Origin of the sequence: Streptomyces sp. NPDC048521, assembly GCF_043199855.1 — a bacterium.
Lineage (GTDB): Bacteria > Actinomycetota > Actinomycetes > Streptomycetales > Streptomycetaceae > Streptomyces.
The window spans coordinates 178,229-191,112 of record NZ_JBICWR010000007.1 but is presented as its reverse complement, the minus strand read 5'-3'; the positions used below and the strand labels follow the sequence as shown (position 1 = coordinate 191,112).

Below are 12,884 nucleotides of genomic sequence, written 5' to 3'. Positions count from 1 at the left end.
CGGGGCCGGGGCCGGGGCCGGCGGCCGGGCGGGCCGCGGACCCGGACCCGGACGATCGGGGACGGGCGTGGCCGTCCACCTTCAGCCCAGGACCGCTCACGGCGCCCGGCGGGTACCGCAGGGTCCGGGCGTTGTCCACAGGCCCGACGCTGTGTCGGTGCTCGCCAGTAGGGTGTGAGACATGGCCGACCCCTCCAGCTACCGCCCCAGGCCGGGTGAGATCCCGGACTCTCCGGGGGTGTACAGGTTCCGTGACGAGCACCGCCGGGTGATCTACGTCGGAAAGGCGAAGAGCCTGCGTCAGCGCCTGGCGAACTACTTCCAGGACCTGGCGAACCTGCACCCGCGCACCCGGACGATGGTGACCACCGCCGCGTCCGTGGAGTGGACCGTGGTGTCCACGGAGGTCGAGGCGCTGCAGCTGGAGTACTCCTGGATCAAGGAGTACGACCCCCGGTTCAACGTCAAGTACCGCGACGACAAGAGCTACCCGTACCTCGCGGTGACGATGAACGAGGAGTTCCCGCGGGTGCAGGTGATGCGCGGTCACAAGAAGAAGGGCGTCCGGTACTTCGGGCCGTACGCGCACGCGTGGGCCATCCGGGACACCGTCGACCTGCTGCTGCGCGTCTTCCCGGTGCGCACCTGCTCGGCCGGCGTCTTCAAGAACGCCGCCCGCACCGGCCGCCCCTGCCTGCTCGGCTACATCGGCAAGTGCTCCGCCCCCTGCGTCGGCCGCATCACCCCCGAGGACCACCAGGACCTCGCCGAGGAGTTCTGCGACTTCATGGCGGGCCGCACCGGTACCTACCTCCGCCGTCTGGAGAAGCAGATGATGGAGGCGGCCGAGGAGATGGAGTACGAGCGGGCCGCCCGCCTGCGCGACGACATCGAGGCCTTGAAGAAGGCCATGGAGAAGAACGCGGTCGTGCTCGCCGACGCGACCGACGCCGACCTCATCGCCGTCGCCGAGGACGAGCTGGAGGCGGCCGTGCAGATCTTCCACGTGCGCGGCGGCCGGGTGCGCGGCCAGCGCGGCTGGGTGACCGACAAGGTGGAGGAGGTCACCACCGGCGCCCTGGTCGAGCACGCCCTGCAGCAGCTGTACGGCGAGGAGACCGGGGACGCGGTCCCCAAGGAGGTCCTGGTCCCGGCGCTGCCCGAGCCGGTCGAGCCGGTCCAGGAGTGGCTGACCGGCCGCCGCGGGGCGAACGTCTCGCTGCGCATCCCGCAGCGGGGCGACAAGAAGGCGCTGATGGAGACCGTGCAGCGCAACGCCCAGCAGGCTCTCGCCCTGCACAAGACCAAGCGCGCCTCCGACCTGACCACGCGCTCGCGTGCGCTGGAAGAGATCGCCGAGGCCCTCGACCTGGACAGCGCCCCGCTCCGGATCGAGTGCTACGACATCTCGCACCTCCAGGGTGACGACGTGGTCGCCTCCATGGTCGTCTTCGAGGACGGCCTGCAGCGCAAGAGCGAGTACCGGCGCTTCCAGATCAAGGGCTTCGCCGGGCAGGACGACGTCCGCTCCATGCACGAGGTGATCACCCGCCGCTTCAGGCGCTACCTCGCCGAGAAGGAGAGGACGGGGGAGTGGACCGACGGGACGGACCCGGCGGACGCCCTCACCGACGGTGACGGCGACGGCACGCTCGCCGGTCCGGACGCGATGACCGGCGGCCCCCAGGACGACGGGATCACCGGCGCCCTCAAGGACGACGACGGCCGCCCCAAGAAGTTCGCCTACCCGCCCCAGCTCGTCGTCGTCGACGGCGGTCAGCCGCAGGTCGCGGCGGCCCGGCGCGCCCTGGACGAGCTGGGCATCGACGACATCGCCGTCTGCGGTCTCGCCAAGCGCCTGGAGGAGGTCTGGGTGCCCGGCGAGGACGACCCGGTGGTCCTGCCGCGCACCAGCGAGGGTCTCTACATGCTCCAGCGCGTCCGTGACGAGGCCCACCGCTTCGCGATCACCTACCAGCGCACCAAGCGCGCCAAGCGCTTCCGGGCCGGCCCGCTGGACGACGTCCCCGGGCTCGGCGAGACTCGCAAACAGGCGCTCGTCAAGCACTTCGGCTCGGTGAAGAAGCTGCGGTCCGCCACGATCGAGCAGATCCAGGAAGTGCCCGGAATAGGCCGGAAGACGGCCGAGACCATCGCCGCGGCCCTCGCCCGGGCGACCCCGGCCGCACCCGCAGTGAACACGGCGACCGGAGAGATCATTGACGACGAGGAACCCGATACGACGGGGGGTACCTCGGGGGAGCCCGTGACCGCGGGCGTCCCGGACGAACGACGGGGGCAGGAGACATGACCGAGCACGACGCACAGCCCACAGCGCGGCGAGATCAGACGCACGGCGACACGGGCGACGATGCCGTCCGGCACGACGCCGGCCAGGACACGGGCCAGGACAACGGAGCACAGGTGAGTACGGGCAGCGAGACAGCCGGGGTACCCGAGGCGGCCATCCCCGAGCTGGTGATCATCTCCGGCATGTCCGGAGCGGGCCGGTCGACGGCCGCGAAGTGTCTGGAGGACCTCGGCTGGTTCGTCGTGGACAACCTCCCGCCCGCGCTCATCCCCACCATGGTGGAGCTGGGCGCCCGCTCCCAGGGCAACGTGGCGCGGATCGCGGTCGTCGTGGACGTACGCGGCCGCCGCTTCTTCGACAATCTGCGCGAGTCCCTCGCGGACCTGGAGGCGAAGAACGTCACCCGGCGGATCGTCTTCCTGGAGTCCTCCGACGAGGCCCTGGTGCGCCGCTTCGAGTCGGTGCGCCGGCCGCACCCGCTGCAGGGCGACGGCCGCATCGTGGACGGCATCGCCGCCGAGCGGGAGCTGCTGCGCGAGCTGCGCGGGGACGCCGACCTGGTGATCGACACCTCCAGCCTCAACGTGCACGAGCTGCGCGCCAAGATGGACGCCCAGTTCGCCGGCGAGGAGGAGCCCGAGCTGCGGGCGACCGTGATGTCCTTCGGCTTCAAGTACGGCCTCCCGGTCGACGCCGACCTCGTGGCGGACATGCGGTTCCTGCCCAACCCGCACTGGGTCCCGGAGCTGCGCCCCTACACCGGCCTCAACGAGGAGGTCGCCGCCTACGTCTTCAACCGGCCCGGCGCCAAGGAGTTCCTCGACCGGTACGCCGAGCTGCTGCGGCTCGTCGCGGCCGGCTACCGGCGCGAGGGCAAGCGGTATGTGACCATCGCCATCGGCTGTACCGGCGGCAAGCACCGCTCGGTCGCGATGTCGGAGAAGCTCGCCGCGCGCCTCGCGGCCGAGGGCGTGGAGACGGTGGTCGTACACCGGGACATGGGACGGGAATGACGGAACGTACACCGCGGCTGGGCAGGCTGCGCCGGGTGGTGCCGGAGGGCCGCGCGAGCCGCGCGAGCCGTGCCATGGCCGAGGCCCGGTCCGCCCGGTCCGCCGAGGCCCGTGGCGGCCGCGCCCGCCGCCGGGGCGCCCAGCCCAAGGTCGTCGCCCTCGGTGGCGGCATGGGGCTCTCCGCCTCGCTCGCCGCGCTGCGCCGGATCACCGGCGATCTCACCGCCGTCGTCACCGTGGCCGACGACGGCGGCTCCAGCGGTCGGCTGCGCGACGAGCTGGGCGTGCTGCCGCCCGGCGATCTGCGCAAGGCGCTGGCCGCGCTGTGCGGCGACGACGACTGGGGCCAGACCTGGGCCCGGGTCATCCAGCACCGCTTCCAGACCCAGGGCGACCTGCACGACCACGCGGTGGGGAACCTGCTGATCGTCGCCCTGTGGGAGCAACTGGGCGACCACGTCCAGGCCCTGGACCTGGTCGGCAAGCTGCTCGGCGCGCACGGGCGCGTGCTGCCCATGTCCGCCGTACCGCTGGAGCTGCAGGCCCTGGTCAAGGGACACGACCCGGAGCGCCCGGACGACGTGGACACCGTGCGCGGACAGGCGACCGTCGCCCTCACGCCCGGCGAGGTGCAGTCGGTGCATCTCGTGCCGCACGACCCGCCCGCCGTCCCGGAGGCCGTCGCCGCCGTCCTGGACGCGGACTGGGTGGTACTCGGCCCCGGCTCCTGGTTCTCCTCGGTCATCCCGCACCTGCTCGTCCCCGAGCTGCTGGACGCCCTCACCGAGACCAAGGCGCGCAAGGTCCTGTCCCTGAACCTCGCTCCGCAGCCGGGAGAAACCGAAGGCTTCTCACCGCAGCGTCATTTGGAGGTTTTGGGGCGACACGCCCCTAAACTCGCCCTGGACGTGGTGCTGGCCGACGAGGCCGCCGTGCCCGACCGCGACTCGCTCACCGAGGCCGCCAAGCGGCTGGGAGCCGCGGTCGAGCTGGCGCCCGTGGCCCGGACCGACGGAAGCCCCCGGCACGACCCGGAGCTGTTGGCCGCCGCGTACGACCGTATTTTTCGGATGCATGGAAGGATCGGCCCATGGCGATGACGGCAGCGGTGAAGGACGAGATCTCCCGGCTCCCCGTCACCCGGACCTGCTGCAGGAAGGCGGAGGTCTCCGCCATTCTGCGGTTCGCCGGCGGCCTCCACCTGGTGAGTGGGCGCATCGTGATCGAGGCGGAGCTGGACACCGCGATGGCGGCCCGCCGTCTGAAGCGGGACATCCTGGAGATCTTCGGCCACAGCTCCGAGCTGATCGTGATGGCACCCGGTGGGCTGCGCCGCGGCTCGCGGTACGTCGTGCGGGTCGTCGCCGGCGGTGACCAGCTGGCCCGGCAGACGGGCCTGGTGGACGGCCGGGGCCGGCCGATCCGCGGACTGCCCCCGCAGGTGGTCTCCGGGGCCACGTGTGACGCGGAGGCGGCCTGGCGTGGAGCCTTCCTGGCGCACGGCTCGCTGACCGAGCCGGGTCGTTCCTCCTCCCTGGAGGTGACCTGCCCCGGCCCCGAGGCCGCGCTCGCGCTGGTCGGTGCCGCCCGCCGGCTGTCGATCGCCGCGAAGGCCCGTGAGGTGCGCGGTGTGGACCGGGTGGTCGTCCGGGACGGTGACGCGATCGGCGCGCTGCTGACCCGGCTCGGCGCCCATGAGTCCGTGCTGGCCTGGGAGGAGCGCCGGATGCGCCGCGAGGTGCGGGCCACGGCCAACCGGCTCGCCAACTTCGACGACGCCAACCTCCGCCGTTCGGCCCGCGCCGCGGTGGCCGCCGGTGCACGGGTGCAGCGTGCACTGGAGATCCTCGGCGAGGAGGTCCCCGAGCACCTCGCCGCCGCCGGGCGCCTGCGCATGGAGCACAAGCAGGCCTCCCTGGAGGAGCTGGGCGCGCTCGCCGACCCGCCCCTGACGAAGGACGCCGTCGCGGGCCGGATCCGCCGTCTGCTGGCGATGGCCGACAAGCGCGCCGCCGATCTGGGCATCCCGGGCACGGAGGCCAACCTCAGCGAGGAGCTGGCGGACAACCTGGCCGGCTGACCGGACGGAGCGTCAACTGGCCGGTGCCGACCGCCGTTCGGGTGGTCGGCACCGGCTTTTGCGTGTCCATGAGGCGCCCTTGACTCGATCATGGAGTGACATGAGCCTGGCAACCTGTTCGCCGCTGTGGCGAACCACCGGTAGGGGGGTTCATGAGACACAGAGCGAGATCGATCCTCGCTGTCGGCGCGCTTCTCGTCGCGGGAGCGAGCCTTGCGCCCATCGCCCAGGCACAGAGCCCAACCGCGGCCGCGTCCGACCCCGACGAGGTCAAGGTCTTCCGCGCCGAGGTCACGAAGCAGCAGGTACCCCTGCTCCTCAAGGCCGGACAGGACGGCCACGAACTCGGCGAGCGGGTGACCGGGGACGGGAAGACCACCGTCGAGGTCTACCTCACCGACAAGCAGGCCCGAAAGCTCAAGAACCAGGGCGTCCACCTCACCGCGCACACGCTGTCCGCCAAGGCCGAGGGGCGCGTCCAGGACGCCTCCCAGGGCGTGTTCCGGCCCTACGGCGGCAGCGGCGGCCTGAAGGAGGAGATCCTGCGCACCGCCCGGGCCAACCCCGGCCTCACCAAGGTCGAGTCCATCGGCAGGACCATCAACGGCCAGGACATCCTCGCGCTCAAACTGACCAAGAACGCGAAGAAGTCGAAGGACGGCTCCAAGCCGTCCGTGCTGTACCTGTCCAACCAGCACGCGCGCGAGTGGATCACGCCGGAGATGACCCGGCGGCTGCTGCACCACTACCTTGACCACTACAAGACCGACAAGCGCGTGCGGAAGATCGTCGACTCGACCGAGTTGTGGTTCGTGCTCTCGGCCAATCCCGACGGCTACGACTACACCTTCCAGGACTCCGGCACCCGCCTGTGGCGCAAGAACCTGCGGGACGTCAACGGCGACGGCGCCATCAGCACGGGCGACGGCGTCGACCTCAACCGCAACTTCGCCTACAAGTGGGGCTACGACGACGAGGGTTCGTCCCCCAACCCCACCAGCCAGACCTACCGCGGCGCGAGCCCCGCGTCCGAGCCCGAGACCCGGGCGCTGGACGCCTTCGAGAAGCGCATCGGCTTCACCTACGGCATCAACTACCACTCCGCCGCCGAACTCCTCCTCTACGGCGTCGGCTGGCAGGTGGCGACCCCGACCCCGGACGACGTGCTGTACAAGGCGCTCGCCGGCACCCCCGGCAACTCGGCCGTCCCGGGCTACCACCCGCAGGTCTCCTCGGAGCTGTACACCACCAACGGCGAGGCGGACGGCCACGCGTCGAACGTCAACGGCATGGCGATGTTCACCCCCGAGATGTCGACCTGCCAGACCGCGTCGGACATCGACCCGAACGACGCCTGGAGGCCCGCGGACTGCCAGTCGGTCTTCAACTTCCCCGACGACGAGAAGCTGATCCAGCAGGAGTTCGAGAAGAACATCCCGTTCGCGCTCTCCGTAGCCGAGACCGCCGTACACCCGGACAAGCCGGCCTCCTCGGTCGGCCTGAGCGCCGCCGACTTCACCCCGGCCGCGTTCTCCACGTCGTACTCCCGGGGCGCGGACCAGGAGGTCTCGGTCGTCGTCCGCAAGGCGATCCGGGACAAGGAGCTGAAGTACCGCGTCAACGGCGGCCGTACGCGCGACCAGGCGCTGAAGCCCTGGAAGGGCGGGGAGACCTACGGCGGTGAGGACGACCTCTACTTCGACGAGTACCGGGCCGAGGTGCGGGACGGCGCGCCGGGCGACAAGGTCGAGGTGTGGTTCACCGGTGAGACGAAGACCGGCAAGAAGGTCACCGGCGGCCACTTCACCTACACCGTCGCCGAGCGGCCCGGGGCGGACACCCTCGTGGTCGCCGAGGAGGGCACGGCCGCCACGCAGGCGCGGACGTACGTGGACGCGCTGAAGGCGGCCGGGCACCGGGCGATCGTGTGGGACGTGGCCACTCAGGGCGTGCCGGACGCGCTCGGCGTGCTGAGGTACTTCCGGACGGTGGTGCACTACTCCGGAGCGAACGGTCCCGCCAACCCCACCCAGCTCCAGCTGCGCGCCTACCTCAACGAGGGTGGCAGGCTGATCGAGGCCGGCGAGCTGGCCGGCGGCAGCGTCGATCTCGGCGACGGCACTCCGTCGGACGACTTCAGCCAGTACTACCTGGGCGCCTACAGCCGTACGTCGACCGAGGGAGCCACCGGCTTCACCGGCTCCGCTGCCCTCGACGGCTTCACCGGTGCCCTCGGCGACGCGCCCGGCAATCCGCTCGACGAGGCCGGCACCTACGGCGTCACCTCCGACGAGCTGCCGTCGTCCACGTACCCGCAGTTCGAGAGCGCCGGCGCGGGCCGGTTCGCCGGCACCGTCAACCCGTACGGGCCGTACGCCGGCTCCGCCATGGCCGCCGCGGTGCACACCGACGACGCCTACAAGCGCCTGACGCGCACGATCGACCTCACGGGCGTCGGCGCCGCCGGCAAGCCGGCCCTGAGCGCCCGGCTGCTGTGGGACACCGAACCCGGTTACGACCACGCGGTGGTCGAGGCGCACACCGTGGGCGCCGACGACTGGACGACCCTGCCGGAGGTCTCGGGCGCCACGAGGACGGCCGTGCCGGCCGAGTGCGGGGCCGGGTTCCTGATCGGCGAGCACCCGTGGCTCGAGCACTATCTGACGCTGTCGGGCAACGCGTGCACCGGGACCGGCAGCACCGGCTCGTGGAACAGCCTCACCGGCAGCTCGACCGGCTGGCAGCAGGTCGGCTTCGACCTGAGCGCCTATGCCGGGAAGTCGGTGGAGGTCTCGATCAGCTACGTCACCGACCCGGGCAGCGGCGGGCACGGCGTCCTCGTCGACGACGCCTCTCTGGTCGTCGGCGGCACGGTGAAGGAGACCGAGGGCTTCGAGTCGTCCTTGGGCGCCTGGAAGCCGGCCGGGCCGCCCGCGGGCAGCCCGGCGGTCCTGAAGGACTGGGCGCGCACCGGAACCCTGTTCCAGACGTACGGAGCGGTCGCCACGGACGACACGGTGCTGCTCGGTTTCGGCCTCGAACAGGTGCTGTCGGCGGCCGATCGGGCCGCCTTGCTGAGGAAGGCGTTCGCCTCACTCGACAGGTGAGCGGAACCCCCTCTCAACGGTGCACGCAACGGGTAGTCGACAGGTGAGCCGACCCGCTCACGAACGAGTGACAACGGCGTCGATAAGGGGACGCATTCCGTAACAAATACGAGTGAAGCCACTGTCGATCCCTGGTGGTCCGTACCCCTACTGGCGGGTACGGACCGCCTGCCCTCTATGCGGCATCTCGATGTCACCTCGGGGGCCTCAGAGAGGTAGGGTCGGGGGTGGTCGGGGACATCCCAAATACAGCTCGCCGGCACCGCATGGCCGGCGTACCAACGAGGAGATCGGTTCGTGACGATCCGCGTAGGCATCAACGGCTTCGGCCGTATCGGCCGTAACTACTTCCGCGCGCTGCTGGAGCAGGGTGCAGACATCGAGGTTGTGGCTGTCAACGACCTGGGTGACACCGCGACCACGGCGCACCTGCTCAAGTACGACACGATCCTGGGCCGCCTCAAGCAGGAGGTCTCCCACACCGCCGACACCATCACCGTCGACGGCCACACCATCAAGGTGCTCTCCGAGCGCAACCCGGCCGACATCCCGTGGGGCGAGCTGGGCGTCGACATCGTCATCGAGTCGACCGGCATCTTCACCAAGCGCGAGGACGCCGCCAAGCACCTCGCCGGCGGCGCCAAGAAGGTCCTCATCTCGGCTCCGGCCAAGGACGAGGACATCACCATCGTGATGGGCGTCAACCAGGACAAGTACGACCCGGCGCAGCACAACGTCATCTCCAACGCCTCCTGCACCACCAACTGTGTGGCCCCGATGGCGAAGGTCCTCGACGAGAACTTCGGCATCGTCAAGGGTCTGATGACCACGGTGCACGCGTACACGAACGACCAGCGCATCCTCGACTTCCCGCACAAGGACCTGCGCCGCGCCCGCGCCGCCGCCGAGAACATCATCCCGACCACCACCGGTGCCGCCAAGGCCACCGCCCTGGTCCTCCCGCAGCTCAAGGGCAAGCTGGACGGCATCGCCATGCGCGTCCCGGTCCCGACCGGCTCGGTCACCGACCTCGTCCTCGAGCTGTCCCGCGAGGTCACCAAGGAAGAGATCAACGCGGCCTTCCAGAAGGCCGCCGAGGGCGAGCTGAAGGGCCTCCTCGAGTACACCGAGGACCCGATCGTCTCCTCCGACATCGTCAACTCCCCGGCGTCCTGCACCTTCGACTCCTCCCTGACCATGGTCCAGGAGGGCAAGAACGTGAAGGTCATCGGTTGGTACGACAACGAGTGGGGCTACTCCAACCGCCTCGTCGACCTGACGGTCTTCGTCGGCAACCAGCTCTGATCGCCGAAGCAGGACCTTGAAGTGAGAGCAGGGCTCGGGCAGCGCACCGTCGCGCTGTCCGGGCCCTGTCCCACGTACGGACCACGTCCTTTTACGATCAGGTGCACCACGAGCCCTCCTCAGGAGTCCACCCCATGAAGACGATCGACGAACTTCTCGCCGACGGCGTGAGCGGCAAGCGGGTCTTCGTCCGCGCCGACCTCAACGTGCCGCTGGCCGACGGGACGATCACCGACGACGGCCGCATCCGCGCCGTCCTGCCCACCGTCAAGGCCCTCGCCGAGGCGGGCGCCAAGGTGATCGTCGCCTCGCACCTGGGCCGCCCCAAGGGCGCCCCGGACCTCGCCTTCTCGCTGCTGCCCGCCGCCGAGCGCCTCGGTGAACTGCTCGGCGCCCCGGTCGCCTTCGCCCAGGACACCGTCGGCCCCGCCGCCCACGACGCCGTCGACGGCCTCCAGCCCGGCCAGGTCGCGGTCATCGAGAACCTGCGCTTCAACCCCGGCGAGACCTCGAAGGACGACACCGAGCGGGGCGAGTTCGCCGACCGGCTGGCCGCCCTCGCCGACGTCTACGTCGGTGACGGCTTCGGCGCCGTGCATCGCAAGCACGCCTCCGTCTACGACCTCCCGGCCCGGCTGCCGCACTACGCCGGCTACCTCATCGCCACCGAGGTCGGCGTCCTGAAGAAGCTCACCGAGGACGTCAAGCGCCCCTACGTCGTCGCGCTCGGCGGCGCCAAGGTCTCCGACAAGCTCGCCGTCATCGACCAGCTGCTCGGCAAGGCCGACCGCCTGCTCATCGGCGGCGGCATGGCGTACACCTTCCTCAAGGCCAAGGGCTACGAGGTCGGCATCTCCCTCCTCCAGGAGGACCAGGTCCCGGTCGTCGAGGAGTACATGGAGCGCGCCGAGAAGCAGGGCGTGGAGCTGGTACTCCCCGTCGACGTCGTGGTGTCCCGGGAGTTCCCGGACCTGAAGGCCAAGGCGCCGACCGAGAACACCGTGGTCGACGCGGACAAGATCCCCGCCGACCAGGAGGGCCTGGACATCGGCCCGAAGACCCGAGAGCTGTACGCCTCGAAGCTCGCCGACGCCGAGACCGTCTTCTGGAACGGTCCCATGGGCGTCTTCGAGCACCCCGACTACGCCGAGGGCACCAAGGCGGTCGCCCAGGCCCTCGTCGACTCGCACGGCTTCACCGTCGTCGGCGGCGGTGACTCCGCAGCGGCCGTGCGTACGCTCGGCTTCGACGAGAACGCATTCGGCCACATCTCGACCGGTGGCGGCGCCTCCCTCGAATACCTCGAGGGCAAGACGCTCCCCGGCCTCGCCGCACTGGAGGACTGACCCTGATGAGCACGCGCACGCCGCTGATGGCGGGCAACTGGAAGATGAACCTCAACCACCTCGAGGCCATCGCGCACGTCCAGAAGCTCGCCTTCGCCCTGGCCGACAAGGACTACGAGGCCGTCGAGGTCGCCGTCCTGCCGCCCTTCACCGACCTGCGCTCCGTGCAGACCCTGGTCGACGGCGACAAGCTCCGGATCAAGTACGGCGCCCAGGACATCTCGCAGTACGACTCCGGCGCCTACACCGGCGAGATCTCCGGGCCGATGCTGGCCAAGCTGAAGTGCACGTTCGTGGTGATCGGTCACTCCGAGCGGCGCCAGTACCACAACGAGACCGACGAGGTGGTCAACGCCAAGGTCAAGGCCGCCTACAAGCACGGTCTCACCCCGATCCTGTGCGTCGGCGAGGAACTGGACGTCCGCGAGGCGGGCGACCACGTCAGCCACACCCTCGCCCAGGTCGAGGGGGGCCTGAAGGACCTTCCGGCCGAGCAGGCCGAGTCCATCGTGATCGCCTACGAGCCCGTGTGGGCCATCGGCACCGGCAAGGTCTGCGGCGCCGATGACGCCCAGGAGGTCTGCGCCGCCATCCGCGGCAAGATCGCCGAGCTGTACTCCCAGGACGTGGCCGACAAGGTCCGCATCCAGTACGGCGGCTCCGTGAAGTCGGGCAACGTCGCCGAGATCATGGCCAAGGCCGACATCGACGGTGCCCTGGTCGGCGGCGCCTCGCTGGACGCCGACGAGTTCGTCAAGATCGTGCGCTTCCGCGACCAGTGAGTATGCGCTAGACACGATCCGTCGTACCCTGGCGGGGGCACAGCCGACGTGCTGCGCCCCCGTCGTCCATCCGTATCCGAGGAAGTTGGTCCAGCCGTGGTTTTGGGGTTCTCGATCGCCCTGATCGTCTTCAGCCTGCTGCTGATGCTGCTGGTGCTGATGCACAAGGGGAAGGGTGGCGGCCTCTCCGACATGTTCGGTGGTGGCATGGCGTCGTCCGTCGGCGGCTCCTCGGTCGCCGAGCGCAACCTCGACCGGATCACCATCGTGATCGGCCTTCTGTGGTTCGCGTGCATCATCGTCCTCGCCATGCTGATGAAGACGAACAGCTGACGCCCGAACGGCACGTACATCACGCACATTCCGTACGGAAGGCCCCATGTTCGGTACGCGCTCCGGAGCGCGGCCTATCATGGGGCTTGCGTCTACGTGTGGGGGCTGTAACTCCAATCACTGGACGCGCGTTGGGCCTTACGTAGACTGAGGCGCTCGCAGCGAAGCGGAACGCCGACTCGCTTCGCGGCACCATCACGCAGGGAGTTACGACCGTGGCAAGTGGCAACGCGATCCGAGGAAGCCGGGTCGGGGCGGGGCCGATGGGCGAGGCCGAGCGCGGCGAGTCCGCGCCGCGTCTGCGCATCTCCTTCTGGTGCTCCAACGGGCATGAGACGCAGCCGAGCTTCGCCAGCGACGCTCAGGTTCCCGACACCTGGGACTGCCCGCGCTGCGGCTTCCCGGCCGGTCAGGACCGGGACAACCCGCCGGACCCGCCGCGCACGGAGCCGTACAAGACGCACCTCGCGTACGTACGGGAGCGGCGCAGCGACGCGGACGGCGAGGCGATCCTCGCCGAGGCGCTCGCCAAACTGCGGGGCGAGATCTAGGACTTCTCACCGGCCGGGTGCCTGCGGGCGCCTGGCCGGAGCCGTATCCGCCCCTC

The 12,884-nt window shown here is 70.2% G+C and carries 10 protein-coding genes; all 10 read left to right on the top strand.

Annotation, left to right across the window (positions count from 1 at the left end; genetic code table 11):
* The first annotated feature begins 181 nt into the window (after positions 1 to 181).
* Positions 182 to 2,311: an excinuclease ABC subunit UvrC gene (uvrC, locus tag ACGFRF_RS18850; RefSeq protein WP_393741222.1), complete on the top strand. Its 2,130-nt coding sequence runs from the start codon at positions 182 to 184 to the stop codon at positions 2,309 to 2,311.
* Positions 2,308 to 3,324, top strand: a complete 1,017-nt coding sequence (rapZ, locus tag ACGFRF_RS18845; protein ID WP_393741221.1) for an RNase adapter RapZ — start codon at positions 2,308 to 2,310, stop codon at positions 3,322 to 3,324. The genes uvrC and rapZ overlap by 4 nt, the downstream gene beginning before the upstream one ends.
* On the top strand, positions 3,321 to 4,424 hold the full coding sequence (yvcK, locus tag ACGFRF_RS18840; protein ID WP_393741219.1) for a uridine diphosphate-N-acetylglucosamine-binding protein YvcK: 1,104 nt from the start codon (positions 3,321 to 3,323) through the stop codon (positions 4,422 to 4,424). The genes rapZ and yvcK overlap by 4 nt, the downstream gene beginning before the upstream one ends.
* Positions 4,415 to 5,404, top strand: a complete 990-nt coding sequence (whiA, locus tag ACGFRF_RS18835) for a DNA-binding protein WhiA (protein ID WP_067125808.1) — start codon at positions 4,415 to 4,417, stop codon at positions 5,402 to 5,404. Before yvcK ends, whiA begins: the two co-directional genes overlap by 10 nt.
* Before the next feature lie 152 nt (positions 5,405 to 5,556).
* Positions 5,557 to 8,511, top strand: coding sequence for a M14 family zinc carboxypeptidase (locus ACGFRF_RS18830; protein WP_393741216.1), 2,955 nt, complete (start codon positions 5,557 to 5,559; stop codon positions 8,509 to 8,511).
* Between the two features lie 297 nt (positions 8,512 to 8,808).
* Positions 8,809 to 9,816, top strand: coding sequence for a type I glyceraldehyde-3-phosphate dehydrogenase (gene gap, locus ACGFRF_RS18825; protein ID WP_393741214.1), 1,008 nt, complete (start codon positions 8,809 to 8,811; stop codon positions 9,814 to 9,816).
* A 134-nt stretch (positions 9,817 to 9,950) separates the two neighbouring features.
* Positions 9,951 to 11,162 carry a phosphoglycerate kinase gene (locus ACGFRF_RS18820; RefSeq protein ID WP_393741212.1) on the top strand — a complete coding sequence of 404 codons (1,212 nt, stop codon included), beginning with the start codon at positions 9,951 to 9,953 and terminating at the stop codon, positions 11,160 to 11,162.
* Positions 11,163 to 11,167: 5 nt separating this feature from the next.
* Positions 11,168 to 11,944, top strand: coding sequence for a triose-phosphate isomerase (tpiA, locus tag ACGFRF_RS18815; RefSeq protein WP_393741211.1), 777 nt, complete (start codon positions 11,168 to 11,170; stop codon positions 11,942 to 11,944).
* Between the two features lie 102 nt (positions 11,945 to 12,046).
* The gene (secG, locus tag ACGFRF_RS18810) at positions 12,047 to 12,277 is read left to right on the top strand and encodes a preprotein translocase subunit SecG (protein ID WP_393741529.1); all 231 of its coding nucleotides are present in this window, start codon (positions 12,047 to 12,049) and stop codon (positions 12,275 to 12,277) included.
* Positions 12,278 to 12,492: 215 nt separating this feature from the next.
* A complete protein-coding gene (locus ACGFRF_RS18805) occupies positions 12,493 to 12,828 on the top strand; it encodes an RNA polymerase-binding protein RbpA (RefSeq protein ID WP_003957010.1) in 336 nt (111 codons plus the stop codon).
* Positions 12,829 to 12,884 lie beyond the last annotated feature (56 nt).